The following is a 25794-nucleotide window of genomic DNA, read 5'->3' on the forward strand; positions in this document are numbered from 1 at the left end:
GGCGATCATGGCCGTGGCTTCCGTCATGATCGGGATACCGGCCACCCGGACCTGGCACAACCGGGCGCGCAGGCCGTCTCGGGAGGTGACGAGAGCGACGATCGCCACAGCGACCGGCCCGAACAGATCTGTCAGCGCGCCGGTGAGGTTGTCGGCGACGGTTCCGGTCCCGGCGGAGTTGCGCAGGGCGGCGGCCTGGTTGTCGATCCGGGCGATGCGGTCCATGACGAGGTCGGCGAGGAAGGCGTCGAACCTCGACGTCGGCTGCGGGACCGGCATCGCCGCCCGGCAGTTCCAGGCGGTCGGCTGCCGGGTGCTCGGGGTCGAGCCCGACGCGCGGATGGCCGACCACGAGGAGGTGCCCGCGTGCTCTGCGTATCGCTCGCTCCAGCGAGCTTCCGGTACGACGAACGGAGAGCCCCGCTGCTGCACCGGCTTTGGTCGGCGAGGTGCGGCGGAGGGCTCCACGATATGGCGTGGCGGTCTCGCATCCTGGCGAACTCGAATTCATGGAGCATGAATGGCCACAGTCGAGAACGAAGGTACCTCGTCAAGCTTTACGCGTCACTTTGACCGGGCGGACCAGCTCCCACCTGGGCCCAGTTCTCGTATAGCCACGGCGAACGGACATGTACGGGAGAAGACGCAGTGGGAGATGCTCTACGAGTCCGCCGCACGGGCCGATGAGGTGCTGTGCCTCAACGTGGAAGACCTGTACCCGCAGGACAAGCGCGGCAGGATCACCGCCAAGGGCGGGGCGACCGAGTGGATTCACTGGCAGTCCGGCACCGCCCATCTGCTGCCCCGCCTCATCGCCCGCCGTACCCGCGGCCCGCTGTTCCTCACCGACCGCAAGGCCCCGGCCGGAACGCCAACCCTCGACGTGTGCCCGGAGACCGGCCGGGCCCGGCTGTCGTATCGCCGGGCTGAGGAGATCTTCGAGGAGAACACCCGGCTGCTGGCCAACCCGCTCGCCTCACCCGAGGACATCGAGGACCTGGACGGCTGGACCCTGCACCGGCTCCGACACAGCGCCCTGACGCACGACGCCGAGAGCGGCACCTCCACTCCGATGCTGCTGGCCCGCTCCCGCCACGTCTCCGTCCGCTCCCTGGAGCGGTACGCCCGCCCCGGCGTCGACGCGGTCGCCCGGCACGTCGCCGAACGCGACCCCGCCGCCAGCCGCCGGGGCTGAGCCGCCCACCGGTGCCCCGGCGTACGGGGGAGCCATGACCGTCGAGTGCGCCTTGTCGTGGCCAGTAGACTCGACGGCTGTGGCGGATACCCAGTACGAAGACCTGTTGCGGCTGGTGCTCACCTCCGGGACGGCCAAAGCCGACCGGACGGGCACCGGCACCCGAAGTGTCTTCGGGCACCAACTACGCTACGACCTCTCGCAGGGGTTCCCGCTGGTCACCACCAAAAAGGTGCATCTCAGATCCATCGTGTACGAGCTGCTGTGGTTCCTGCGTGGCGACTCGAACGTCGGCTGGCTGCATGAGCACGGCGTCACCATCTGGGACGAATGGGCCGACGCGAACGGCGAACTCGGCCCGGTTTACGGCGCACAGTGGCGCTCCTGGCCCACCCCGGACGGCAGGCACATCGACCAGATCAGCGACGTTCTCGACACTCTGCGCCGCGACCCGGACTCCCGCCGGATGATCGTCTCCGCCTGGAACGTCGCCGAGCTGACCAAGATGGCACTCGCGCCTTGTCACGCCTTCTTCCAGTTCTACGTCGCCGACGGCAAGCTCTCCTGCCAGCTGTACCAGCGCAGCGCGGACCTGTTCCTCGGCGTCCCGTTCAACATCGCCAGCTATGCCCTGCTCACGCACATGGTGGCGCAGCAGGCAGGCCTCAAGCCGGGCGACTTCATCTGGACCGGCGGCGACTGCCACATCTACGACAACCACGTCGAGCAGGTGACCGAGCAGCTCTCGCGCACCCCGTTCGAGTTTCCCGGGTTGCGTCTGCGCCAAGCCGACTCGCTTTTCGACTACGCCTACGCCGATGTGGAGGTGCTCGACTACCAGCACCACCCGGCCATCAAAGCCCCGGTCGCGGTGTGAACGTCGGGCTGATCTGGGCGCAGACCCTCGATGGCGTGATCGGCGCGGACAACGCGATTCCGTGGCGACTGCCTGAGGACATGGCGCATTTCAAGGCAACCACCCTGGGTCATCCAGTGGTGATGGGGCGCAAAACATGGGATTCGCTGCCTCCACGATTCCGGCCGCTGTCCGGCAGGCGCAACATCGTGGTGACTCGCGATCCACAATGGGTGGTCGAAGGCGCGGAACGTGCCGGGTCCATCGCCAAGGCTCTGGAACTCGCAGCCGAGCCGTTGGAGCCAGCCGCCCCTGCTGTGGCATGGGTGATCGGTGGCGGGGAAATTTATCGTGCCGCCCTGGGATACGCCACGATGCTCTCGGTGACTGAAGTCGACTCGACGGTGGACGGCGACACTTACGCCCCGACACCGGACCTGACGTGGAAAGTCGCCGAGGACAAAGGCTGGCAGTCCTCGACGTCCGGGCTGCGCTACCGCATCCGCAGATACACCCGGTGACAGTCAACTCACAACCCTGATTAACTTTGAACCGGTCTTGGTGCTCAAACGTGAAGGTCACGGGCTTGGGCTTCCGGCCGACCGGCCGGAAGCTGCGGTCGTCTCATCTTGCGTCGGCGAGGTAGTCGCAGACGAACGAGGTACGCACCGCCCGGCCCAACTCCTCGATCGCCCGGTATGTAGGATGCTTCGGCCCGCCCCTGGTGAACCCGGCGCAGGACCTGCTCGGCCTCCGCGGTGCCCAGGCGCAGAGCGGTGGTGTACTTCACGATCTGGTCGTGGGCGATCAGGTCCCAGTCGATCGTCTTGGTGGAGAGCACCGAGGCCAGGTTCGGCCAGTTGTCGTCCTCCCCGGCGGCCGGCCGGTACAGCTTCGCCGAGCCGATGTTCTTCAACCGGGGCATCAGCTTGAAGTCCAGCATGTGCGCAAAGGCGAACCCGACGATGGACGCGCCGTGCGTATCGGTGTACTGCCGGTCCACGACCATGTCGGTGCAGTGCCGCAGCACGCCCTCGATCATCGAGGCCACCTCGGAGGCCGAACAGCTCTTGAGCTGGCTGTAGATACAGACAGATTTCCCCTCGACGTGCCAGTAGATCATCACGCCGGGGCCCGAAGCGCGCGGGTTCCCCGATTTCTGGACGTGAACGAGGTGTAACCCGCGTGTAGTTGGAGCATAGCGTCCGCCCGTGGAGCGGGTTCGCATCAGTGCCTGCTTGCGATCCCGTCAGTAGTGCTGATCAGGGGTGTGGGGTAGTACTCCGTATTGGAACCGGAAGAGCCGGGCGAGGGCGACGGCGAGAACGACGAGCCGCTGCTGGACACGTGCGATCAGTGCGGCCGGATCCTTGAGATGGGCCCGTTTGACGGCAGCAGCCAGTTGTCGACGAGCGTGTGGGGACTGGTCGGTGATCGACTTGCTCCGTCCGGGAGTGGGGCAGTTTTGGGAGCCCTCCCGGCCGGACGCTGCTAGCGTCTGCCACTTGGATGAGCAGCCAGGGAACCCCAGCCCCGCTTCACTTGGGGAATACCAGCATGAAGACGGTACTGGAGGGTGAGATGCCCCGACCGCGTAAGCGATTGCGCAAAGCGATTGCCACGGTGTTCGTGGTGGTGCTGCTGAGCCTCCTGACAGCAGGAGGGCTCGCGGCCATCTGGTTTCCCGTTCAAGGGATCATCAACTTCGAACCTTCCCCAACGCTCACCTATGGCTCAGGCTTCGGGCCTCCAGTAAGCGATTCGGAACAGTGGACCGACCTAGTGTTCGACTCGGTGCTTCTCATCGGCATGGGGGTCTTCCTTCTTGTAGCTGCGGTCGCGTGCCTGATCAGTTTCATCAGTTACCTCAGAGAGTGAGCGCGGCTCAAAGTCCGGGATCCCAAACAGGAACTCATCTTGGTCTTTAACCTTTTCGATCTTGGTGCTCAGCCACGGTAAACCCTCCCGTGGGCCTGACTCGGCAGGGTTGGGTCGGCGAGGTCGAGGAGCCAGTCGTTGCTGCGCATCAGGGTGCCGCTGCCCGGCGGGTATTCGAAGTCGCAGGCGCCGAGGAGAGTGAAGCCGAGGCGGTGGCAGAGGGCGTTCGAGGCAGCGTTCTGGGTCGAGGGGAACGCGTGCAGACTGCGGGGGGCGCCGGGCTGGCGGGCAGCCTCACGCACGATGGTGATCAGGGCGGTGCCGGCTGCAACGGCGATGCCGTGCCCCTGGTAAGGCGGTAGGACGTTCCAGCCGGTTTCGTAGATCTGCCCGCCCTGCCAGTCGCGCTGGTGGTAGGCGATGCTGCCGACCATCTCGTCGCCAAGCAAGATGGCGAACATGCAGCCGTGGCGGGCTTCCGGCATAGCGAGGTAGCGGCGGTGCCGGGCGAGCAGCTTTCCCTCCGGCTCAGGGCCGCCGACGTAGCGGCGCATCTGCGGGATGTTGATCCGCCGCAGGAGGCCGAGCGCGGATTCCGACCAAGGCTCGAGATGAACGTCCATGCAGCGCAGCCTGGCAGTCCTCGAGGTCATCGAGCATCTCATTTCGACTCGATGCCGATGAGGTACAGCCTTGCCTGTCCATAGCCCCTGCCCGTGGTCAGCCTGTGGCTGACCCGGGTTTTGACGTTCTCCGGACAGCGGAGCGGCCTTGGGGTGATCATGTGCCGCTGTCGAGACGCTGATGATCGAACCCAAGGCCGTGAAGGTGAGTCTGCTGGACGATGCTGCCCACGTCGAGCCCCTGTCGGTGTTGTCCGGATTCAGGGCCGATTCTACGATTGCTTGACTGCTCGCGCGGACAGTCTGTTCGAGCTGACCGACGCGCTGCTGTGTGCCGACGGGCCGGTGAAGTCGCTGGTCGACCTGACACTGACGGCCGAGCACCGGCGCGGCCACGGCGCCCTGTACGACGGGCTGAACTGCGGCCGGATCGAGGCGGACCGACTGCGCGCCGAGTTGGCCGGCCTGCCGGTGCCCCGGACGGACGACGCCCGGATCGTGCTGGCGGTGGACGTCAGCCCCTGGCTGCGGTCCGACGCGCCAACCAGCGCGGACCGGCTGTTCTGCCACGTCTACGGACGAGCGAAGAGCGTCTCGCAGTTCATCCCGGGCTGGCCCTACTCCTTCGTGGCCGCCCTGGAGTCCGGACGCACGTCGTGGACCGGGATCCTAGATGCGGTCCGGCTCGGCCCCGAGGACGACGCCACCGCGGTGACCGCCGACCAACTGCGCACCGTGGTCGAGCGCCTGGTCACGGCCGGGCACTGGACCGACGGCGATCCGGACATCCTGATCGTGATGGACGCCGGCTACGACGTCACCCGGCTCGCGTTCGTGCTGGCGGACCTGCCCGTCGAGGTCCTCGGCCGGATCCGCTCGGACCGGGTGCTGCGACGGCCCAAGCCGCCCCGGGCACCGGGCACTAACGGCCGCCCGCCCAAGCACGGCCCCGAGTTCGCCCTGGCCAAGCCCGCCACCTGGCCCGAACCGGCGCACACCACGACCACCGAGACCAGCCGCTACGGCACCGCCACCGCGTGCAGCTGGGACCGCATCCACCCACGGCTGACCCACCGCACCTGCTGGCTCGACCACGAAGGTGAACTCCCGGTCATCGAGGGCACGTTGCTCCGCCTGGAGGTCGACCACCTGCCCGGCGACCGCAACCCCGACCCGGTGTGGCTGTGGTCCTCGGCCACCGGTCGGCGACGCTGTCCAGGAAGAACGACTCCTCGTCCCCGTCGGTAAGCGCGGCCGACTGGCGCCGCTGCAGCGTGACGTCGTCCGCCAGGCCCGGCTCCTGGGCAGGGCCGTCCGCGTCGCCGCCCGCGCGGGGCCGTACGACGGACAGCAGGCGTGTCCTGGAATCCACCACGGCACGGCAGATTACACGAATCTCTCCAGGAATCCTGTTGTCACTGGCAGAATCCTGCACCGCTGACGTTCGGGCTGCAGGTGATGGTTGAGCTGCTGAGATGCGGCTACGCGACGAGAGGGAGCTCCGGGGAACCCGCTCCTACTCCAGTTCGGTAGCGCTGGTGTCGCTCGGTCATCAGGTTGCTGGACCAGGCGCCGAACTTGCGGCTGTCGGAGGCGCATGCCGTGCCTGTGCCCCACCACATCTCGTCGCGGGCGGCGAAGGTGGCGTTCATCAGCTTCACCAGGGCCGCGCGCATGTTGGCACGGTTGACGAACAGGTGCCGCACCCGCCGTAGCGTCGCCTCGCTCTCGCCGTGCTTGCCGGTCACCGCGACCCGCTTGATGCCCATGTTGGTGCCCAGGCTGGCTTTGTAGGCGAGTTCTGAGAACGTCTGATGCTCAGCGCTGGGATCGCCTGGTTCCACGTGAGAGTGATGTCGCCGAGTTTTGAGAACACCTCGGTGCTTGCTTCGGGACCATGGCTGCGGACGTGCCACAACCCTGCGCGGGACCGGCGGCGCCCGGACGCGCCGGCACCGGGGTCGCTGAACCCGCGTTGCCCTCGCAGCCGGTCTGTCTTAGCCACCGCGAGCGTCCCATTCGTGGGAAAGGATCGACATCACCAACTCATCGAGCCAGACACCGTCACGCAGTTGGGCCTGCCGGCGCACGCCTTCCTCAACGAAGCCCACGTTCTCGTACACCCGCCGGGCCCTGTGGTTGTGGGAATACACGTCCAGCTGGATTCTGTGCAGCCCAACTTGTTCGAAGCCATACCCCACGATGAGACGAGTGGCCTCCGTGCCCAGACCTCTGCCCCGGCCGCGAGGGCCGACCAGGGTCCGGAAGGTGCAGCTGCGGTTGGTCGGATCCCAGTTGTAGAGGACGACCTCGCCGACTACTTCTCCCGTGGCACGGTCGGTTACTGCGAGGTCAAGGCGGTCGGCTTGCTCACTACGCGATCCGTACCAGGCACGCAGTCGCTCCAAGGTGAGCTCGGTCGACGGTTCGAAGGTGTAGCGGATCACCTCAGGATCTTTGATGACGTCGGCGATGGCGGTCGCGTCGTGCTCGGTGAAGGGGCGCAACAGAGCCTTCTCGCCAGTGAGAACGGGCTTGTGGGCGAAGTCGGCGGACGTGCTGTTCCTCATCCCGGGATTCTCGGTGTGCTGCCAGCGTCCAAGCAACAGCCTTTGCATCGATGATCCCGCCGCAGGCAGCACGACGCCTGAGAGGTTGTGGCCCGCGAGATGCCCATCTCGGCCGCCAGTTCCGCCAGCAGACTGGCTGTCCACGGGAAGGGAGCCACGAACAGAAGCAGGGCAAGGTTGAGTGCGAGGAGGGTCTGGTCGACCCGCTCGACATAGCGCCACATGTTGTGGTGGGTGAGCCAGATCTGGCCGACGATCAGGAAGCTGATGACATAGGCGAAGAAGCCGGGCCATTCGTGCAGGCGCGCGGCTCCGAGGCCCTCACCACCTGCCTCCTCGGGGACGAGGCCGACATCTCGACGGGCATCAATGTGAGGACGATGGCAATGACCGCTTCGCTGAAGGCCTCGACCCGCCCGCTGTCCCGCCCGTATAGATCACGAAGCCGTACGGAGTACTCGCGCGAGGGAAACGTGCCCTACCTGCGGTGGACTTGCTCCGCCTGAGGTCCCTTGGGCCCCTGGGTGACGTCGTATTCGACCTTGTCACCCTCCTGCAGCTCTTTGAAGCCGGTGGTCTGGATGGCGGAGAAGTGGACGAACACGTCGGGGCCGCCGTCGTCCTGTTGGATGAAGCCGAAGCCCTTGTCGGCGTTGAACCATTTCACAGTGCCTGTTGCCATCAGTCCAAATCCCTTGTCCCATGCCGCGGCACGACCTTGGCCGCGCCCCGTAGCCCATTGCGGCTACGGCTCCTGAACCTTGCCATCGCGAGCCGGCTTCCGTCACTGAACGCACCGACCAAGTCGCCCGAACAGCACGTTCGCAACCGGAGGATGGGCGGGGTCCTGGTCGCAGGCGCAGCTGTACGCCGTGATCCGGCGTGACCACCGTGGCGGCGTGGCGCATCGAGATCAGCACCGGCTCCTGGCCCGGGTGCCGCATGTGCCGCTGGACCGGGACACCTCGTCGGTCAGGCACTCAGGGTCTGGCACACGGGGCAGAGCTCGTGGCGGCCATCGTTCACGACGCTCCCCCAGCCGCGGCACTCGTTGCAGTCGCGAGCCAGGGCGATGTTCGCGCGGGGGGCGGGAGCGTTGGGGTGGGCTCCAGTGGTCATGAGGTCATGTTCCTCGGGTAGAGGGCTGTGCATAGCAAAACTATGACATATGTTGCATAAGTATGCAAACTGACGGTGCTGCCGCCCACGGGGTCAACCATGTCCATGGCAACCGTACGGACTGAAAAGATCATCCGGCAGAGCCGCCGCCTCCTGGCACACCGCCGCGGCTTGGCTGTGAGGTGTCGGAGGCTGGCCCGCTCCGCTCGCTGGGACGGTAACCGTAGGCCGCTTCCCTCACGGCGAGGTTGCTCTCCGGAGCGGCGCCCTGCGCCGCCGTGCATGGCCAGAGAGGCGACGGCCCAGGCGATCTCCAGATAGGTGGTGATGCCGACCCGGCGGTGGAGCTGGTCCTCGATGACGCTTTCGGAAATGAGCGTGATGGCGCACATGCTGGTGATCAGCAGGAGCGCCAGGAATATCGTCAGCACGACGAGGAGGACGGTGAGTACGGTCGCCAGATTGATCAGCACTACTCGTTCCCGTACGGCGGGCGAGGACTGCACTCCCACAGGCCGTGGGCCAGAAGCAGCGTGCCGCCGATGGCCAGCACGGAGCCCAGCGCGACCAGAACCATGCGGGTCATGTCCATGCCGTCCGAGATCTGTCACATGGCCGTCGAGGTAAGGCCCGAAGGCCCCGGCGCCGGCGCACCGACCAGGGCGTGGGAGAGGCCCGCGATCAGCCGCCACGGGCGGTTCGCGCGGACCACCAGAGAATGCGCCGCCTCGTCCGCCAAGTCCTCCGCAAGGCCCGGTGCCGTGATCAGGCCGACGACGAACCTGCGCTCGGGGCCCTCGCTTGCATCCGACTGCCTCGATCCCACATCGCTCACCCGCACACCCCTACCATCCGAGTGGTGCCGCCACGAAGCCGCGCCCATTCCTCAGAATCGAGCGGCTCAGCCAGCCGGCACAGCGGCGTGCAGACCGCTGGAGCCCTCACGGTCAGCTCAGCTGCCGCACTGACAGGAGCAGACAGCCTCGCGTCTCAGCGACATCCGCTCTGCGCGCTCAACATGCGGCGTACGTGGAACAGGCGGCAGGAGACGGGGTTGGCGGGCTCGGGAGCGTCGAGGACGTCGATCCGCTCGACGACGGGACCGTGGCCGGCGAGGAGCGACTCCCAGGCCTCGGTGGTGAGGACCCACATGGGACCGTGAGGCGGCCACCGCCGGCCAGCGGCAGGATCTCGGGGCGCGGCGTAACCGTGCTCGAGGGCGGCGCTCCGGCGGAGTTGGTGTGCAGGACGGAGAACAGCAGCCGGCCGCCCGGCTTGAGGGCCTGAGCGAGGGCGGGGAGGAGCCGGTGGGGGTTGATGTAGCCGAGGCCGTGGACGGAGTGGACCAGGTCGTACGGCTCGGCGCTGCGCAGGTGCGTGACAGCGTCGGCCAGCATGCTGTCCGAGTCCACGGTTCCCCCTCGTCGTCACATGGGTGCCCGCACCCGCTCGGCTACGAACCGCCCCCGAGAATCTCCACCGTCTCCACGGCCAGCGCGACGGCAAGCTCGTCCAGGCGCAGCTTCTGCTGCTCGTCCTCATAGGAACCGCAGGCGCTCGCAGAGCGGAAACCTCCTGCGTGCCTGGCATGCCGAGCACCCCGGCGGGGACCGGTCGAAGCACTGGAGGCATGACCGCAGGCTCCGCCCGGACGCGCCGCGGAGCGGGTGTTTCTCCGCGTCAGGGTGGCTCCGGTGTGCGTTCCTGTGACCACGGGTGTCAGGATGAAGCCATGAGTAACGTGTACTTCGACATCACCATTAACGACGAGCCTGCCGGCCGGATCGTCTTCGAGCTGTTCGATGACGTAGTCCCCAAGACCGCCAGGAACTTCCGCGAGCTCGCCACGGGCGAGCACGGCTATGGCTACGAGGGCTCTTCCTTCCACCGTGTCATCCCGGATTTCATGCTCCAGGGCGGCGACTTCACCGCCGGTAACGGCACGGGCGGCAAGAGCATCTACGGCGCGAAGTTCGCCGACGAGAACTTCCAGCTCAAGCACACCAAGCCGGGCCAGCTCTCCATGGCGAACGCGGGCCCGAACACCAACGGCTCGCAGTTCTTCATCACCACCATCGTCACCGACTGGCTGGACAACAAGCACGTCGTCTTCGGCGAGGTCGTCGAGGGTATGGACCTCGTGAAGCGGATCGAGGGCCTGGGCTCGCGCAGCGGTGCTCCCAAGGCGAAGATCACGATCGCCAAGTCGGGCGTTGTCGGGGACTGATTCGAACCCGCCGCGTAGGCCAGTTGGCGGCCCGTGCGTCCGTCCCTCGCGAAGACGGGCGCACGGGCCGGTTTCGTGTCGGCATTCATCACGGTGAATCCTCGGCGCACCAGGGTCGGTCCGGTGGGGCCAGTCAGGCCGTCATCGGTTACCAGGGCGTCGCAGGTGAAGGGGAGGTCGCGATCGTCACCAAGCGCCCCTGCGCATACCGCATGCCCGCGGCACAGCGCGGGATCAAAGACTCTCCGCACGCGCGGGCACCACGAACGCAGTCTCAGGAGTGCGTCGCGCGCATCCGTTGCAGCCACCCTGCCCACGCCGGATGTTGTTGAGGTTCGGCGTTCCGATGTGGCCGCACCGCACACAGCGGCACTGCCACGGATCGCGGACCCGCCCCGGAAAGGGCTGGAGCGGTTCCATACCGATCGCACGCATTTCAGCCTCGGCAACCGACGGATCCACCGACGCACGGCCCCCGCAAGCCCGGCAGCCACCCGCTCCTGACCGGATCTTGACGAGACGCGGGAACACCGTGCCTCCGCACACCGTGTGGCGGCAGCGCCATCTCACGCCGGCTCCCGGATAAGGCTCAAGCGGCTCGAAACCCGCGGCACGCATCTCCCTCTCGGCCCTGTCCCGGCCGGCGGCCCGCCGTCGCTCCCCAGCGGCAGCCCGTCCGCAATGGCGACATCCCGAACTGGTCCCCATACGGACCGAGGTAAAGGTCGGTGCGACCTCGTGTGCGTTCTTCATACAGCGGCTCTTCCACGCCACGTTCGCCCCGGGATAGGGCTCCAATGGATCAAGACTGGCGGCACGCATTGTCGCGGCCGCCGCCTCAGGATTGATTCGCCGGGGCACTAGCCCCCCCCGCACAGTGGGACAGGGAAAAGCGCAGGGCGCTCTGATCACCTAGCAGGACCGGCCGGCCATGGGGGCCGCCACAGCGGGCGCATGCTTCACGTCCGAAGCGGATATCCCCGGGAGAGACCCGAAGATAGGCGGCCAGCAAACGTCTCAACGTGACGTGGCTCGAGAGGTATGTCAGGCGGTCACGTTGATGCGCAAAGGAAGCTGCTCGCGCCCTTTCGCTGTCGTCGAGCTCGGAAGGCGCCCGTGCATCCTTCTTCCAGGAGGCCGGCGCCCGCAGGAGCCACACATGTGCGTCTCCGCTCGGCCTATCGAACCCCTCCATGAGACCGGAAGAGCTGGGTACACGTTTCGGCCATGCCTCCGATGTCATCTCCAAGTGCCTTCCGCTCCGGGAGCCGTGCTTCGGATCCCGTTCAACTCTTCGAGGAACATGACGGGACGCTGCATGGTGCTCGTGGGGTGGTGTGCGAGAGGTCTCTGACGACACAGGACCTCTACCAACGAATGCGGCGCCTCTGTGGCGACAACTCGTCCATCGATTTGCGTCACTTCCCGGTCTATGGCTCGTTGGCCTGTATATGTGCTCGTCGCGGAAGAGCCACAGCCGAGCACTGGGGAACTCGTCCGCTCAGCACGACGGAGCAGCGCGGCGATGGGCTGGACGCCAGGACCCCTCTTTGAACTACCAGCACATGTAACGCAGGACGGTGACGCAATGAGTTCCTCCGGACTGACCAGTTTCTACCCTGTGATTTGCAGCCAGCAGCTCAAGGAATCCGTGGAGTTCTACACGACACTCCTCGGTTTCGAGAAGACTTTCGAAACCGACTGGTACGTGAGTCTGCGGCGATCCGAGACTCCGCACTACGAACTCGCTTTGGTCGACGCGAAGCATGAGAGCGTGCCAGAGGCATTCCGCCGCCCCGCTCAGGGGCTGCTGCTCAATTTCGAAGTGACGGACGTCGACGCGGAGCACCTGAGGCTGGTCGAACAGGCTGGACTCACGCCAGAACTCACCCTGCGGAGCGAAGACTTCGGGCAGCGGCACTTCATCGTCTCTGCGCCCGACGGCGTGCTGATCGACATCATCACACCCATCGATCCCTCAGGGGAATTCGCCACGGCCTATACCGACCACACCGAACGGTAGCGGCGGACAGTACGAGAGCGAATGATCACTGCGACGCTCATCAACCGGTGTGCAGTGCTGCGATGAAGAGGTGGTCGCACTCGATCAGGCCGAGCTTGGATGTAGCAGATGTGTCTCCTAGCCCTGCCAGCTGTGCGGTGCCAGGAAGGCCATGGCGCGGTCGAAGCGTCGCCAGGTGGCCTTGGAGCCGCTGCGCGGGCGCGTCGGATCGGTGTCGGACTCAGCCGCTTTGTATGCGAGCAAGACCGCGGCGATGGCAGCGAGTTCCTCGGGCTCCGGGTGACCTTTCTCGATGCACAGTACCGTGGCTGCTGGGTCAACGCTCATGTGCTCCCCCTGGTGAGGCGGTGAATCGGCGAGTCGCTGTACCCCCTCGTACGACCCAGCGATGATCCGTTTCCCGGCCTGCGGCAAGGGGGCCCGCCTCGGCCGTGTGGTCAGCCGGCATGTGGGCCCGCACGATCTCGAAGCTCTTGCTTCGGCGATCGGCCACAGGATCGTGCGGGCGCACGCAGCTGTGTACTTCGCTGAATTTCGCAACCGGGGCGCGGGCAGGCATGGCCGGCCCGCCCCGGACTGGCTCAATACCTACAGGGCGTGCTTGTTCTCCGGTGCCACAGCGAGCGCGGCATCGGCGGACGGCTCCTCGCCTGCGCCGGTAGCGGGTGCCTTGATCACCGCTGCCACGAGGATGGCGGTCCCGACGGCGAAGAGTGCCCCGATGGCGCCGATGACGTTCATGCCGCTGGTGAATGCGTCGCGGGCGGACCCGAGAAGTGCCGCAGCAACCTCCGCGGGCAGCTCCTTCGCGACGTCTGCCGCCCCGGCGAGAGTGTCCCCGGCAACCTGGGCAACGCCCTCCGGAACGTTCGCAGGCGTGTTCACTTCGCTGCGATAGACGGCAGTTCCGACGCTGCCGAGGGCGGCCAAGCCGTCGCGCCGGGCGAGTTCCGGTTCGACATGACGGATCGCGTCCAACGATGATGCGGGCGCGCTGCCTTCGGTGCCCAGTTCGACGAGACGCACCTGGGTGCGGGGATGCTCGATTCGCAGCGTACGGCCAAGGCTCCACAGTGCGGTCCCGAAGGGATCGACGGTCTCCTGGCCGGTCACGCAGTGGGCCGAGTCGGTGACGATGACCAGGTCCGCCATCGGTGGGTGCGCCGCCGCCCGTTGCGCGAGTGTGAAGACCCCCTGCAGGGCCTTCGTCGCCTGAGCCTCGCCCGTCACCCCGTGTGGCGCGACGTACACGATTTCACGGACGGAGGTCTCCGTCAGCAGTGCATCGAGGCGCTCCTTCCGCAGTTCGTCCGGCGCCAGCCGGACCACTTGCCGGCCGCTCTCCAGGGGGAAGTCTTTGTCGGACACGACCAGCGTGGCCCCACCGGACGCTCGTGGTTCGGGGCCTCGACGGAATCTCCGAATCCGGCGATCTCGCATTACCGTCGGCGTAGCTCGTCATGTCCGCCGTGAACCGGCCCCACGCCGCTCCGGCCCGGCGAAGTAACGTGTCGGCGTACCTTCAGCAGGCCTGAGAACGGGGGCACAACCATGACGCACGGGGTTCGGGCGCAGCAGCGGGAGCACACAAGGCGTGCCCTGCTGCGCGAGAGCAGACGTCTGTTCTCGACCCTTGGGTACGGCGCAGTGGGGCTCTCGGAGATCGTCCGCGCCGCCGGGGTCACCAAGGGTGCGCTCTACCACCACTTCGACAGCAAGGCCGAGTTGTTCCGCGCTGTGCTGGAGCAGGTGCAGCAGGAGGTGGCCGAGCAGGTTGCCGCCACAGCGGACGCGCACGAGGTTGCCTGGGATCAACTGACCACGGGCTGCCAGACGTTCCTCAGCGCCTCCACCGCCCCTGCGATCCAGCGGATCATGCTCGTCGATGGCCCGGCAGTTCTCGGCTGGACCGAGTGGCGTGCGATGAACGAAGCCACCTCTGCCCGTCACCTGGCCGAGGCGCTCACCGTCCTGATCGATCAGGGGACGATCGCCCCGCAGCCGGTCGCGCCTCTCACCCACCTGCTGTCGGGAGCGAAAGAACGAGGCGGCTCTATGGCTCGCGGCGTCGGCGAACCCCACAGATCTGGCCGACACCAGGGCTGCTCTGGCCAGGATGCTGGAGGCGCTGCGCACCACATGAAGCCCCGCGACTCCTGTGTGTCGTAAGCGGTTGACGCCGCCGCGGCTGTCGCGCAACCGCCCAGCCGACGCCGCTGCCTGGCTGCCGGGCGCTCTTGCTGAATTGACCTCGCACGCAGGTGTCGTCCCACCCCTCGGGGCAGGGCATATTGGGCCCCGGCGCCTCGTAGCGCAGGGTGCTGATCTCCTGCTGATCATGGCCGGGGCCGGGTCAGGTACTCCGCCATGCGTTCCCCCCAAGTGCGGATGTCGGCACGCGTCCGGGACACATGCAGGTCGGCGTGCGGCAGCAGATGGGCCAATGTTTCCGCGGTCGACAGGGGGTGGCCCAGGTCATCCACCCAGGCCAGGATCAAGCTCGGCCGGCGCAGCGCGGCGATTGCCCTGGGGGAGGGCAGGTCGGACAGCGCCAGGCCGCGCAGGACGGCCGGCAGTACCCGCTCGGCGGGCGTCGGTGGGAACTCGGGAATGTCGGCTACGACTGCGGGGCGAGGCTGTTTCCCCTTGGCGGCAAGCCAAGCGTCCACTCCCTCTCGTTCGATGGTGTCAGCGGATTCCCGGTTGACCCGCGCATACGCCTCCCGCGTCGTCCAAGCCGTGGGTGGGATGAGCAGGACCAGTCGGGAGAACCGGTCGGGCGCCTGGACAGCGGCGTGCAGCACGCTGCCGCATCCCATCGACGCGCCCATGGCATCGATGGGCTCGGCGGCGCCCAGATGATCGAGCAGGGCCAGCAGATCGTCGGCGAGCGAGGGATAGGTGTAGTCGGTGTCCACGGGGTCGCCGGTGGATCGCCCGTGTGCCCGGGCGTCATAGCGGATCAGGCGCTGCCCCGCGTCCAGGACCGGCGCCCAGTCGAACAGGCCCATCCGGTCCTCGGCGGCCTGACTGACGAACCCGCCGTGCGCGTACACAGTGGGAAGGCCCTCACCGGCGTCGTCGTAGACCAGCTCGGCCCGGCGATGCCACAAGCGGCCTTCGTTGACCGTGTGCCTGCCCACTGCCCTCATAGCCGCGCGCCTCGTCTCGGCACCCTTGCGTACAGCTTACGACTGCGAGAGATCAGAGCGGTCCGGCTGGAAATGGTGGAGAACCGGCGGTCGCGGGCGTGACGCCGCCGGCCGGCCCGCCGGGCGATTGGGGTGGTGCGGCCGCAGGATTGGGCGGGGGACGACACCGGTTTCCCGGATGATGGTGTGGGCCCGCCGGGGATGGCCCGGCAGTACTCCGGCATGCTGGGCGGTCGGCAACTGCCAAACCGGGGTCAGTGTCCATGCCACGTCCGACACTGCTTCGTGGCCGCTGTCGTGGCGGCTGTTCCTGCCCCGGTGCTGGGAACGGGCCCGAGGCGGCGGGACGGCGGGCAAAGTGCCGGATCCCCGACGGTGAACCGCACCGCTCGAACACTTCGAGGGCCGCTCGTTCGCCGGCCGGCGCCGTCACGTCACCCTGGTCACCGCCGCCCACCTGTTCCTGACCGAACAGCGGACCTTCCCCGAAGCCCTGCCAGGGCCTGACTCTCTATCAGGCCCTGGTCCCGCTCCAACAGCTCCCTACTAGCCGCGGCTCACAAACTCGGCCGTGCCCAGGGTGGTGAACCATCCGCGGATCGTGTCCACGTCCTTGGTGGTCGCCAGGGAGAGCAGCAGCAGGATACGAGCCTTCTGCGCGCTGAGGTCCGCCGCGCCGATAACCGGGCCGTCCGCCGAGTCGTCGTAGACGGCACCGCTGCCCGTACGGGTGGTGGAGGCGAAGACCACGCCCTTCTTGGCCGCTTCGCTACGTGCCGCCGTCATCGCCGGGGAGATACCGCCCGCGCCCGTTCCCGCGGTCACGACGCCGGCCGCGCCGGAGTTCGCGAAGGCCTTGATGGCCTCGCCGCTTGCGTCCTGGTAGCTGTAGGCGATCTCCACCTTCGGCAGGCTCTTCCCCGCGCCCGCGATCTTGTCGAGATCGAACGGCGTCTTCCAGCTCGCCTTACCGCACTTGTCCACCCGCGCCGGCGCCCGGTTGATCCGGACGCGGTCCTGGTCCACTACGCCCAAGGCGCCGCTGGAACCGCTGTTGAACGTATCCATGCGCAGCGCGTCCGTCTTGCGGACCTCGCGGGCGGCCTGGATCTCGTCGTTGAGCATGATGACACTGCCGAAGCAGGTCGTCTTGCGGCTGGCGGCGAGTTGGATGGCGTTGTACAGGTTCGCCGGGCCGTCGGTGCCGATGACGGTCCATGGGCGCATCGCCCCGGTGAGGATCACGGGCTTGTCGCTGCGGACGGTCAGGTCGAGCCAGTAGGCGAACTCCTCCATCGTGTCGGTGCCGGTGGTGACGACCGCCGCGTCGTTCGTTCGCAGCGCCTTGTCGACGGTCTCGGTCAACCTGCGGTAGTCGGCTATGGAGTAGCTGCCCGAACCTGCGTTGCCGAACTGCACGGTGGAGACGTCGGCGACCTGGTCCACCTCGGGCTTGAGGTCACCCACCAGCTGGGATATGGCAATCTTGCCCGACTGGTAGTCCTGGAAGTCCACCCGGCTCTTACTCACCCCGGAGATCGTTCCGCCGGTGCCGATGACCGCGACCTTGGGCCGTTTGACTGGCGCCTTTTGCTGCTCGGCGGCGGCAGCTGTGCCTGCCGTCAGGACCACAACGGCCGTCAGCAAGGCGGTTCGACGCAGGATTCTTCGCATACTGCACCCCTTTTTCCGGAATCGGTAGGACTGGCTGGGCAGCCGGGATCGCCGGGAGTGCCGGGAATGATTGATCGGGGTGGATCAAGCAGGGTCCGGGAGAAAGGTGGCTGAGCCGCATTTCGCACTACGTCCCACCGGGTTAAATCGACGTTTCCCGGGGAGGCGTCCGCATGCCGGACGGCCGTCGTACTCGGCGTTCCGCCGAACGCGGCGCCGAAGCGCCTTGCGGACGTTGAGGGTTGCGCGGCCAGAGCCGTAACGGAGCAGGAGCGCCGGTTCAGGACTTGGAGGCCACGAACTCCGTAGTGCAACGCCAACGGCGATTCGGGAGTCACCACGGCGGCGGCGAGCGCAGCGACGCTCTGTACGCGCCGGCCAGGCAACTGCTGGCCGGGGGCGTCCCGTTGCGCGGCATCGGAGTGGCTACGCCGCGCTCCCGTACGACACGACGTACTCGGCGAAGCCTCGTATACCGGCCCGTCGGACGGGCTGCATCCGGCCCGCTGAACGCAAACTCACCAGTAAGCAACCTTCGCAAAAGCGCCACAAGAGCTACGCACGGCCTTCGACAGGTGCCGTTAACGTTACTGTCCGCTCGATCCCGCGTGCGAACTTGATACAGGTCGCCGGCGTCCCTGGCGGCGCAGCCAGCACAGAGAGATCACGGATGGACTACTGCTCCTCATGCCGTCGGACCCTCAACGGGGCTCTGGTTTGTCCCGGGTGCGGCGCATACGCTCCGGACATCGCCCCGCCTGCCCCTTACCTCGATGACGCGGCTGCAAAGATCGCAACGACGTGGGAGGCATGGCGCACGGAGGAGTTCCCGGCCTCGGAGTCCTACCACGGCCCTCGTTTCTACGATGCCGTACCGATCGGTTCCGAGGCGTCCGAGGATGCGATGGCGGACGCTTCGGACTTCGGGCCCTCCAGTGGCTCCCAGCAGGCGGCCCCCGCGGTGCAGGGCCGCGCGGCCCGGCGTCGCCAGATGGCGGTGTGGAAGAAGAAGCAGCGTCGGGCCGCGGTCGTGTCGGCGGTCGCGCTTGTCGGCGGTGGACTGACCTTCGCTCTCCTGCCGGACGGACCTTCGACCGACGTCGCACAGGCAGCCTCGGCGCCGGAGCCGGAAGCCTCGGCCACGCCCCGGACCGACGTCACCGGCTCGTCGTCAGCGGAGACCGACGCCCGCGTTTCGCGGGATCACGGCACCAGTACCAAACCGCCCAAGACCACCAGCCCACCGCGGAACGCCACGGGCACCGTGGCCGCCCCTCCGGCGAGGCGCCTGCCGCAGAACACCACCGTCACCGCCCGCCCCACCGCGACGACGAGCCCGCAGCCCGACACCACCCCGCCCGCGGCGGCCAACGGAGTGTCCGGCCCCCAGACGGATCCGGCGGTCCCACCGACGACCACGCCCTCGTCGCCCTCCGGCGACGGCTCTGCGGGGGACACGTCGACTGCGAGCCCTGCGCCCACGGCGACGTCACCGGCGCGGGTCTGCTTGCTTGTCCTGTGCGTCGGCTGATTGCGCCGTTGCCATCGCTCCGGGCGTCCGCTCCGCTGATCTCGCCTACGTGGGTGGCGTAGGCACTCTCGAGCGGGCGCGACAGCCCCGACGGCTCGGGCGCCTGGAGCTCCTCACGGAATGGGGGCCGGCGACGGCCCATCGGTCCGTCGCGTCGGCATCACGGTACCGACGCCCCCGCGGCGCCGTTCTGGCGGGACGCTCCACAGAAGGCCATCACGGGCGCGGCCGCATGAGCGAGGCCGGGCCCACGCCGTTATCCCCTTCCGATTGACCCCGGCCTGCCACCGTCGCGATCAAGGTCGAACCGACCAGGCTGCGCTGAGCACCAACCTGCTCAAGGGGGTTGCGAATGGCTCCCAGTCCCCATCCGCGCCCTCGTGCGCGGTGAAGCCGATCAGCGACTGCTGGCAGGAGTGGCGCGCCTTGCGCATCGGCTCTGGTCTCCCTGGACTTTGGCGGCGAGAGCTTGTCTGTACATGCTCATGCCATGGATACGTCATTGGTATGGCGTTGTAACACTCCTGACGGAGGCTCATGGGGCGCACCACCGGTCTCATCAGCAACTCTCCCTCCACGTGACCGGGTCGATCGGACGATGCCCTCTGGCCCGCCCCCGGGCCGAGGGCTGCGGGTGAGGAGGAATTGATGGCTGCAGAAGCATCCCGCCGTGGCTTCCTGCGATCTGTCGGGATCGCGGGGGGCGCCGGAATGCTGTACTCGGCGATGGGCGCGCTGGGCCTGGCACCGGTCCCGGACGTACGGGCTGAGGAATTCCGGGCGCCCCACAAGAGCGACTTCACGCTGACCGGACGCAACAGTAAGAAGGTCCTCATACTCGGCGGCGGCATAGCCGGCCTGGCGACGGCGTACGAACTCGGCAAGGCCGGCTACAACTGCCAGATACTGGAGGCGAAGGACCGCCCCGGCGGCCGCAACTGGACGGTCCGTGGCGGCACGACACTGACCGACCTCGACGGGCGCACCCAGACGGCTTCGTTCTCCAAAGGCCAGTACATGAATGCGGGCCCGGCCCGGTTGCCGCAGTCCCACGTCTCGCTCGAGTACTGCCGTGAACTCGACGTTCCAATCCAGGTGTTCACCAACCAGAACGCCAATGCGTACATCTACCACGAGAAGAGCGCGGCCCTTGCAGGCGAGGCGATCCGCTGGCGCACCGCGAAGGCCGACGTCTACGGGTATGTCTCCGAGCTGCTCGCCAAGGCCACCGACCGGGGCGCACTGGACAAGGAGCTCACGGCCGACGACAAGGAGCGACTGATCGCGCTCCTGCAGAACTTCGGAGCCATCAAGGGCAAGGCCGATGGCTTTGCTTACACCGGCACCGACCGGCGCGGCTACTCGACCGAGCCGGGTGCGGCCTTCGAGGAGGGCACGGTGCTCGGCCCGGTGCCGTCGCTTTCGGACGTCATCGCGAGCGGCGTCGGGCAGCGTTTCTCCTTCGAGTTCGGCTACGACCAGGCCATGCTGATGTTCCAGCCGGTGGGCGGGATGGACGCGATCCCTTACGCACTGGCGAAGGCCATCGGCCAGGGCCGGATCACCTACGGTGCCAAGGCGGTGGAGGTCAAGGACCTCCAGGACGGCGCCGAGGTCACCTACGAGGACGCGCAGGGCCACACCCGCACCCAGCGCGCCGACTTCGTCGTGGCGGCGATCCCGCCCATGGTCATGGCCCGGGTCAAGCACAATCTGGGCGCGGACATCACCGCGGCGCTGAAGTACCCGGTCGCGACCCCCGTCGGCAAGGTCGGGCTCGAGTACCGCAGCCGCTGGTGGGAGACGGACGAGCACATCTACGGCGGCATCACGCCGACCGACACGGACCTGGCCACCATCTGGTACCCCTCCTACGGCTACCACGGCCGCCGCGGCACGCTCATCGGCTACTACAACTTCGGCGACAACGCCCTGGCCTACAGCAAACTCCCGCACGCCCAGCGGGTGGAGCGGGCGGTGAGCCGGGGCGTGAAGATCCACGGCGACAAGTACCGCACCGAGCTCGACCACTCCTTCAGCGTGGCCTGGCACCGTACACCCTTTGTCGAGGGCGGCTGGGTGGGCTGGCCCTCGCAGACCGGCCCGGAGTACTCGCTGCTCAACAAGCCCGCAGGGCACGTCTACTTCGCCGGCGACTGGCTCAGCCACGTCATCGCCTGGCAGCACGGCGCGTTCACCTCGGCCCGCAAGGTCGTGACCGACATTCACGAGAGGGTGATGGCCGCATGAAGCGGCGTACGAAGGTGCTCATGGGTACGGCCCTGACTGCATCGCTCCTCACCGGCGGAACCGCGCTGGCCGACGCCAAGAGCTGGTGGCCCCACCCGAAGGAGGTACGCGTCATGTTGCCCGAGGGCCAGTCGAACCCGGCCATCGCCTCCGGCGTGGCGACCGGGGGAGAGGTGGCCGTCTACCAGAGCAGCGGCCTCGGGCCGTCCGCACTCAACCCGGGCGCACCGGAGGGCACGCCAGAGCGCTACACCGACCCCTCCCTCACCGAGGGGGCCGAGGGCGTCACGGTCACCGAGGCGCAGGCGCTCGTCGTGCTTCGCAGCATCAAGGCCAACCTCGAGGCCGCGGGCCTGACATCGGCCGACGTCATCACCATGAAGTGCTACCTGGCGAAGCCGCCGGGGGTCGGGATTGCCGACTACGCGGGCTGGAATCGCGCGTACCGGCAGTACTTCGCCAACGTCGACCTCAAGTCGCAGGATGCCGTGCCGGTACCCATGGGCACCTCCGCCCCCAAGCCGCCGCTGCTCGCCAACAAGGCCCGCCCGGCGCGGGCGACGATGGAGGTCGCCTCGCTGGCAGTGAAGGGGTGGCTCGTCGAGGTAGAGGTAACCGCGGCCTACAAGAAGCGCTGATCAACGCAGTTCGCCAGGAAACCGCACGCGGGGCGGGGTCCACGACCGGGCTCCGCCCCGTACATCGCCCCTGAGATCTCTCCTGTCCGGCACACAACTCACGTGCACTGGGACCTCCCTTGGACACTGCAGACACCTCAGCTCAGCTCTCTCCCGCCGCAGATTCCTGCAAGTCACAGCCACAGCCACCGCCGTCGCAGCCGGCGGCGCCGCCATCGACCTGCAGGCTGCGGCCGCCGGATCCCGCACGGCTTCCCTCTCCTTCACCGCGGCCACCAACGATTTTGACGCGCTGATCCGCACCGTGTCGGTGCTCCGCGGCGGCATGCGGTTCGAACAGGCCGGGCTGGTGGCCGCCTTCAGCGGCGCCACCGCCGAGCGGCGCGCTGCCCGGCGAGCGGAGGACTGGCTGGAGGTGGGGCGGCACATGCGGCGCGAGGGTTGCTGCGACCCGGAGACCGGGAGGCAGGTTCCTCAGGCGGCTCTGCCGAAGCACTACCCTCCGGACGCCGCCAGGTAAACGGCCCTGGCCGGATCGACCGATCAGGCCAGGGCCGTTCACTTCTTCCTTACGCCGCCTGCCTCCTGCCCCTCACGGTGACTTGGCGGCCGGGACCTCCTCGGCCCCCAGCATGGCGGGCGGCTGGTTCTCGCTACCGCGTCCCCAGCTGGACGACGCCCCGTCCGTGGTGAGCTTGAAGTCGACAGTGCCGGCGGCGAGCAGGTCATGGTGCGAGATCCAGCTGCGCTCGGTCTTCTCTGCACCGATGGTCAGCCTGTCGATGTACTGGTTGACCGACGCCTTCGCGCCCGGGGCGTTGAGCGTGAGCTTGGTGCCGTCGGACTGCGTGATCACGGCCTTCGGGAACATCGGCGCGGAGAAGATGTAGTTGCCCGAGCCGGGCTGGGCCTCGAAGAAGCCCAGCATCGCGAACGCGGCCATGGCTGAGCTGGCGCCGAGATCATCGTTGCCGGGAACACCGTTGTACGTGTCCGTGTAGAGCGCGCGCTGGGCGCGTGTCACCGCGGACGTCTTCCAAGGGCTCTCCGTCCACGCGTACATCCATGGGGCGTGGAAGTCGGGCTCGTTGTTCGGGTTGAACTCGAAGTGGCCGTTGTAGTCGATCGGTCCTGTCACCCAGTGCTTCGAGGCCGCCGTCGAGACGTCGTCGAGGATCGCCGGGAAGGTGAAGAACGTGTCGAGCCGCTTCTCGGCCTCGCCGGCTCCGCCCATCAGCTCGAAGAGCGCCTCGGGGTGCTGCTGGCCGAGCCACTGGTACTGCCAGGCAGTGCCTTCCTTGAAGCCCTTGCCGTTCACGACCGCGTCGGTCGGTACGAAACTGCCGTCAGCCGCGCGGACATGGGGGAATCCGACATAGCCCTTGGACTCGATGTCCGGATTCCATATGTGCGCGAACTCGTCGCAGCGCGGGCGAAGGGCATCCGCCTCTTCGAACTTGCCGAGACCGATGGCCATCGTGCCGAGCGTGCAGTCCGCCAGCGAGTATTCGAGACCGATGGAAGCGGCCTCGTTCGGACTGAGCTCGGCCGGAATATAGCCCTTGGACAGATACTGCGGGTTGAATTCCCGTGCCTTGATGTTCGTCGCCGGTGGCGGAACCTCGTTGACGTTCTTCCACAGCGCAGCGAAGAGCTTTTCCGAGAGTTTGTCGTCGAGCAGGCCGCGCGAATACAGAGTGACGATGAACGGCGTTACGGGGTCACCGCTGGTGGCATTCGTCTCAGCCTGGCCGAGCGACCATCGGGGCACCCATCCGCCCTGCTCGTAGATTGCCAGGATCGACCGGGCGATATCCGTCGCGCGTTTCGGTTCGAGAAGCGCGATGAGCTGATTCTGGGACCTGTACGTATCCCACATCGAGAGCATCTGGTAGTAGTCCTCGCCCCGCGCGACCTTGTGCAGCTTGCCGTCGAAGCCCCGGTAGGTGCCGTCCGCGTCCTGACCCACCGACGGGTGCAGCAGCCCGTGGTACAGCTCGGTGTAGAAGGTCTTCAGATCCTCGGTCGAGTCGCTGGAGACCCGGACGCTCTGGAGCTGCTTCTTCCACGCCTCGTGAGCGTCGTCGCGCACCGTGTCGAAGGACTTCAGCTTCCCTCCGGGCTTCGAGCCCTTGGTCAGCTCGGCGACGCGGTTCTTCTCCGCGCCCTCGACCGAGGTGTAGGAGACGCCGGTGTGGGTGACGACCGGGGCCCTGCCGCCTGGCGCGAAGGAGACCACGGCGCCGCCGGTGGCAGCAGTACGCCCGGCGACCGGGACCTTCTCGCCGCGGTTCCAGGTGGCGACCTCGGCGATCGGCTCGGAGAGGGTCATGCTGAAGTGCAGGGTGTAACGGCTCGGCCGGTTGGGCCCGCAGAAGGAGCCGCTCGTCACCGACCCCTGGATCTTGTTGCCGACGACCTTCACATCGCTGGCGAACGTCTGCCCCCAAACGTCCGTGACATTGACGATCAGTTTGCGGTCCTGCTCACCCTCGTCGTAGGTGAAGCGGTCCACGCCGGTGCGGGTTGTCGAGGTCAACTCGGCGCGGATGTTGTGCTTTTCCAGCGTCACGCCGTAGTAGCCCGGCTTCGTCACTTCGGTGTCGTGACTGAATTTGGACATGTTCGCCGTGAGGGATGTGTCGGTCACGTCGCCCACGGTCGGCATGACCCGGATCCAACTGCCCGCGGGACATCCGATACCGGAGAGATGCACCTGGCTGAAGCCGGTCAGAGTGGTGGCTTCGTAGTTGTAGGCGGCATTTCCCACATTAGTGTCCGGGCTGTTCTGCACCATCCCGAACGGCATTGCTGCTCCGGGGAACGTCATTCCCGAAGTGGTGGTACCTACTTGCGGATTGACGTAGACAGTCGGATCCGAGACCAAACGCGGCACGGCGCCGGCGGCGGGAGCGCCCAGCATGCCCGCCGCTACTGCCGTTGCGATCGCTCCCACTGCCGTGCGCCAGCGAGTGCCGAATCTAGGCATGTTCGATGCCTCCCGGTTGACAACGTTGTCGTACAGCAGCTCGGATGCTTACAGTTGGTGTGACCCAAGTCAAGAGAGTGGACCGAAGCGGGCCCCGGCTTCGACATCCATGCGCACCACGCCCGCTCGACGCGGACTCGGGACGCCTGTAGCTACGCCCGGCGTTCTCCGCATAGGCGAAGCAAAACAGACCTCACCAGGCCGACTTGACCCGCCGGATGAACACCAGCCTCGCGCACCGCACGGAGCTCGCCGCCATCGCACACAGTCCGGCCCCGGGAGGGCTGCCGCGCCCGCGGCGTCGGTACGGACGCCACCGCGTCGGCTGGCTACCAGGAGCTACGTGACCGGATGCGCGCGGGATCCGTGGACACCACGTACTTACGGGCGCTGCGCCGGGCGCGGGAGGAACGGGCCGGCAGGCGTCCGCTGCCGACATGAGCTTCCTTCACTTGGAGCGCCCGCAGCAGGGCCGCGGCGTCGTCAGCCACCATGGGTACCGATAGCGGCCGCTCAGGCAGTGGCGTGCGTCCCGCCCACCCCGGCTGTCGAAGGCGATGAGCCGGTAACGATCGGAGGGCCCGTCGAGCTGTGGCTGCCAGGCCTCGGCGGGATCGCTCAGCCCGGCGATCAGCAACACATCGGGCCCTCGGTCTCGGCGCTCGACCCAGATCCGGGCCCCGTCGGCGTCGACCCGTTCGCCTATGACATGCACCTCCACCTCCATGGTCCGGTCTCGGCGCCCTGGCTGCCACGGCGCCGCCGAAGGAGCGCCAGGAGCTGACCCGGCGCGCGGCTGGGCCGATGCCGTAGAGCGCCTCAACCGGCTGCGACACCTCCACCGCACTTTATCGAACTGATACTCGAGTATGCGGGTCGAAGCCTCCCCGTACCTCGGTGGGCGCTGAGTGGGCGTGCACGCCAAGCCAGAGTGGCCTCACGGTCGCAGCACGCGCGGCGGCCGGACGCCGCTAGGAGGGGGCCCTCTCAGGCAGCCGAGTCGCCGGCTGCCGGGCTCGCGACTGCTTATATCTGCGGAAGCGGCCCTTGGAGGGAGACGATGGGGGAG

General features: G+C 67.4%; 24 protein-coding genes and 8 pseudogenes. 16 read left to right on the forward strand and 16 right to left on the reverse strand.

The window, feature by feature from the left end; genetic code table 11:
- Nucleotides 1–342: pseudogene (locus tag ACWDO5_RS27020) on the reverse strand (hypothetical protein); the annotation flags it as partial.
- Between ACWDO5_RS27020 and ACWDO5_RS27025 the strand changes: the two are divergent.
- The 4 genes from ACWDO5_RS27025 (at nt 224) to ACWDO5_RS27040 (ending at nt 2572) form a co-directional block, all read left to right on the forward strand.
- Nucleotides 224–520 carry a methyltransferase domain-containing protein gene (locus tag ACWDO5_RS27025; RefSeq protein WP_450532987.1) on the forward strand — a complete coding sequence of 99 codons (297 nt, stop codon included), beginning with the start codon at nt 224–226 and terminating at the stop codon, nt 518–520. The pseudogene ACWDO5_RS27020 and the gene ACWDO5_RS27025 sit on opposite strands and share 119 nt — an antisense overlap.
- A gap of 90 nt (nt 521–610) precedes the next feature.
- Complete coding sequence (locus ACWDO5_RS27030) at nt 611–1195, forward strand: site-specific integrase (RefSeq protein WP_450532988.1); 585 nt, start codon at nt 611–613, stop codon at nt 1193–1195.
- A 79-nt stretch (nt 1196–1274) separates the two neighbouring features.
- Nucleotides 1275–2072: a thymidylate synthase gene (locus ACWDO5_RS27035; RefSeq protein WP_450532967.1), complete on the forward strand. Its 798-nt coding sequence runs from the start codon at nt 1275–1277 to the stop codon at nt 2070–2072.
- Nucleotides 2069–2572 carry a dihydrofolate reductase gene (locus tag ACWDO5_RS27040; protein ID WP_450532968.1) on the forward strand — a complete coding sequence of 168 codons (504 nt, stop codon included), beginning with the start codon at nt 2069–2071 and terminating at the stop codon, nt 2570–2572. The genes ACWDO5_RS27035 and ACWDO5_RS27040 overlap by 4 nt, the downstream gene beginning before the upstream one ends.
- Nucleotides 2573–2690: 118 nt before the next feature.
- Here ACWDO5_RS27040 and ACWDO5_RS27045 read toward each other — a convergent pair.
- Nucleotides 2691–3195, reverse strand: a pseudogene (locus ACWDO5_RS27045) (Tn3 family transposase); the annotation flags it as partial.
- 413 nt (nt 3196–3608) lie between these two features.
- On the opposite strand from ACWDO5_RS27045, the gene ACWDO5_RS27050 reads away from it, so the two are divergent.
- Nucleotides 3609–3929: a hypothetical protein gene (locus ACWDO5_RS27050; RefSeq protein ID WP_450532969.1), complete on the forward strand. Its 321-nt coding sequence runs from the start codon at nt 3609–3611 to the stop codon at nt 3927–3929.
- 68 nt (nt 3930–3997) lie between these two features.
- Here ACWDO5_RS27050 and ACWDO5_RS27055 read toward each other — a convergent pair whose 3' ends face one another.
- Nucleotides 3998–4552, reverse strand: coding sequence for a GNAT family N-acetyltransferase (locus ACWDO5_RS27055; RefSeq protein WP_450532970.1), 555 nt, complete (start codon nt 4550–4552; stop codon nt 3998–4000).
- 258 nt (nt 4553–4810) lie between these two features.
- Here ACWDO5_RS27055 and ACWDO5_RS27060 point away from each other — a divergent pair.
- Nucleotides 4811–5755: pseudogene (locus ACWDO5_RS27060) on the forward strand (transposase); the annotation flags it as partial.
- Between the two features lie 326 nt (nt 5756–6081).
- Here ACWDO5_RS27060 and ACWDO5_RS27065 read toward each other — a convergent pair.
- The 7 genes and pseudogenes from ACWDO5_RS27065 to ACWDO5_RS27095 form a co-directional block, all read right to left on the reverse strand.
- Nucleotides 6082–6468 (reverse strand): annotated as a pseudogene (locus ACWDO5_RS27065) (Tn3 family transposase); the annotation flags it as partial.
- Between the two features lie 81 nt (nt 6469–6549).
- Nucleotides 6550–7122: a GNAT family N-acetyltransferase gene (locus ACWDO5_RS27070; protein WP_450532971.1), complete on the reverse strand. Its 573-nt coding sequence runs from the start codon at nt 7120–7122 to the stop codon at nt 6550–6552.
- Nucleotides 7119–7556: a TMEM175 family protein gene (locus tag ACWDO5_RS27075; RefSeq protein ID WP_450532990.1), complete on the reverse strand. Its 438-nt coding sequence runs from the start codon at nt 7554–7556 to the stop codon at nt 7119–7121. The genes ACWDO5_RS27070 and ACWDO5_RS27075 overlap by 4 nt, the downstream gene beginning before the upstream one ends.
- A 44-nt stretch (nt 7557–7600) precedes the next feature.
- Nucleotides 7601–7804, reverse strand: coding sequence for a cold-shock protein (locus ACWDO5_RS27080; protein ID WP_307665468.1), 204 nt, complete (start codon nt 7802–7804; stop codon nt 7601–7603).
- A gap of 433 nt (nt 7805–8237) precedes the next feature.
- Nucleotides 8238–8714 (reverse strand): hypothetical protein, encoded by a 477-nt coding sequence (locus ACWDO5_RS27085; protein WP_450532972.1) that lies wholly within the window; start codon nt 8712–8714, stop codon nt 8238–8240.
- Between the two features lie 134 nt (nt 8715–8848).
- Nucleotides 8849–9076 (reverse strand): hypothetical protein, encoded by a 228-nt coding sequence (locus tag ACWDO5_RS27090; protein ID WP_450532973.1) that lies wholly within the window; start codon nt 9074–9076, stop codon nt 8849–8851.
- Nucleotides 9077–9254: 178 nt separating this feature from the next.
- Nucleotides 9255–9653: a methyltransferase domain-containing protein gene (locus ACWDO5_RS27095; RefSeq protein ID WP_450532974.1), complete on the reverse strand. Its 399-nt coding sequence runs from the start codon at nt 9651–9653 to the stop codon at nt 9255–9257.
- A gap of 320 nt (nt 9654–9973) precedes the next feature.
- On the opposite strand from ACWDO5_RS27095, the gene ACWDO5_RS27100 reads away from it, so the two are divergent.
- Together ACWDO5_RS27100 and ACWDO5_RS27105 are read left to right on the forward strand one after the other, a co-directional pair.
- Nucleotides 9974–10468 (forward strand): peptidylprolyl isomerase, encoded by a 495-nt coding sequence (locus tag ACWDO5_RS27100; RefSeq protein WP_450532975.1) that lies wholly within the window; start codon nt 9974–9976, stop codon nt 10466–10468.
- 1588 nt (nt 10469–12056) lie between these two features.
- Nucleotides 12057–12491 (forward strand): VOC family protein, encoded by a 435-nt coding sequence (locus tag ACWDO5_RS27105; protein ID WP_450532976.1) that lies wholly within the window; start codon nt 12057–12059, stop codon nt 12489–12491.
- Between the two features lie 117 nt (nt 12492–12608).
- On the opposite strand, the gene ACWDO5_RS27110 is transcribed toward ACWDO5_RS27105, so the two are convergent.
- A complete protein-coding gene (locus tag ACWDO5_RS27110) occupies nt 12609–12818 on the reverse strand; it encodes an acyl-CoA carboxylase epsilon subunit (RefSeq protein WP_450532977.1) in 210 nt (69 codons plus the stop codon).
- 261 nt (nt 12819–13079) lie between these two features.
- Complete coding sequence (locus ACWDO5_RS27115; RefSeq protein WP_450532978.1) at nt 13080–13859, reverse strand: hypothetical protein; 780 nt, start codon at nt 13857–13859, stop codon at nt 13080–13082.
- Between the two features lie 183 nt (nt 13860–14042).
- On the opposite strand from ACWDO5_RS27115, the pseudogene ACWDO5_RS27120 reads away from it, so the two are divergent.
- Nucleotides 14043–14634, forward strand: a pseudogene (locus tag ACWDO5_RS27120) (TetR/AcrR family transcriptional regulator).
- Between the two features lie 193 nt (nt 14635–14827).
- On the opposite strand, the gene ACWDO5_RS27125 reads toward ACWDO5_RS27120, so the two are convergent.
- Nucleotides 14828–15604, reverse strand: a complete 777-nt coding sequence (locus tag ACWDO5_RS27125) for an alpha/beta fold hydrolase (protein WP_450532979.1) — start codon at nt 15602–15604, stop codon at nt 14828–14830.
- Between the two features lie 174 nt (nt 15605–15778).
- Between ACWDO5_RS27125 and ACWDO5_RS27130 the strand changes: the two are divergent.
- The 3 pseudogenes from ACWDO5_RS27130 to ACWDO5_RS27140 form a co-directional block, all read left to right on the forward strand.
- A pseudogene (locus tag ACWDO5_RS27130) lies at nt 15779–15952 on the forward strand (hypothetical protein); the annotation flags it as partial.
- Nucleotides 15924–16022: pseudogene (locus tag ACWDO5_RS27135) on the forward strand (hypothetical protein); the annotation flags it as partial. The pseudogenes ACWDO5_RS27130 and ACWDO5_RS27135, both read left to right, overlap by 29 nt.
- Nucleotides 16023–16031: 9 nt before the next feature.
- Nucleotides 16032–16193 (forward strand): annotated as a pseudogene (locus tag ACWDO5_RS27140) (IS701 family transposase); the annotation flags it as partial.
- Here the strand turns inward: ACWDO5_RS27140 and ACWDO5_RS27145 are convergent.
- Nucleotides 16190–17317 (reverse strand): asparaginase, encoded by a 1128-nt coding sequence (locus tag ACWDO5_RS27145; RefSeq protein ID WP_450532980.1) that lies wholly within the window; start codon nt 17315–17317, stop codon nt 16190–16192. The pseudogene ACWDO5_RS27140 and the gene ACWDO5_RS27145 sit on opposite strands and share 4 nt — an antisense overlap.
- A gap of 670 nt (nt 17318–17987) precedes the next feature.
- On the opposite strand from ACWDO5_RS27145, the gene ACWDO5_RS27150 reads away from it, so the two are divergent.
- The 4 genes from ACWDO5_RS27150 (at nt 17988) to ACWDO5_RS27165 (ending at nt 22256) form a co-directional block, all read left to right on the forward strand.
- Nucleotides 17988–18848, forward strand: coding sequence for an SCO2400 family protein (locus ACWDO5_RS27150; protein WP_450532981.1), 861 nt, complete (start codon nt 17988–17990; stop codon nt 18846–18848).
- Between the two features lie 648 nt (nt 18849–19496).
- Nucleotides 19497–21098: a flavin monoamine oxidase family protein gene (locus ACWDO5_RS27155; protein ID WP_450532982.1), complete on the forward strand. Its 1602-nt coding sequence runs from the start codon at nt 19497–19499 to the stop codon at nt 21096–21098.
- Nucleotides 21095–21736 carry a Rid family hydrolase gene (locus tag ACWDO5_RS27160; RefSeq protein WP_450532983.1) on the forward strand — a complete coding sequence of 214 codons (642 nt, stop codon included), beginning with the start codon at nt 21095–21097 and terminating at the stop codon, nt 21734–21736. Before ACWDO5_RS27155 ends, ACWDO5_RS27160 begins: the two co-directional genes overlap by 4 nt.
- A gap of 304 nt (nt 21737–22040) precedes the next feature.
- Nucleotides 22041–22256 carry a hypothetical protein gene (locus tag ACWDO5_RS27165; protein ID WP_450532984.1) on the forward strand — a complete coding sequence of 72 codons (216 nt, stop codon included), beginning with the start codon at nt 22041–22043 and terminating at the stop codon, nt 22254–22256.
- 72 nt (nt 22257–22328) lie between these two features.
- Here the strand turns inward: ACWDO5_RS27165 and ACWDO5_RS27170 are convergent, their stop codons facing one another.
- Together ACWDO5_RS27170 and ACWDO5_RS27175 are read right to left on the reverse strand one after the other, a co-directional pair.
- Nucleotides 22329–24725 (reverse strand): GH92 family glycosyl hydrolase, encoded by a 2397-nt coding sequence (locus ACWDO5_RS27170; protein WP_450532985.1) that lies wholly within the window; start codon nt 24723–24725, stop codon nt 22329–22331.
- Nucleotides 24726–25173: 448 nt separating this feature from the next.
- The gene (locus ACWDO5_RS27175) at nt 25174–25440 is read right to left on the reverse strand and encodes an alpha/beta fold hydrolase (protein ID WP_450532986.1); all 267 of its coding nucleotides are present in this window, start codon (nt 25438–25440) and stop codon (nt 25174–25176) included.
- Between the last annotated feature and the right edge of the window lie 354 nt (nt 25441–25794).

Source organism: Streptomyces sp. NPDC000880 (assembly GCF_053599675.1).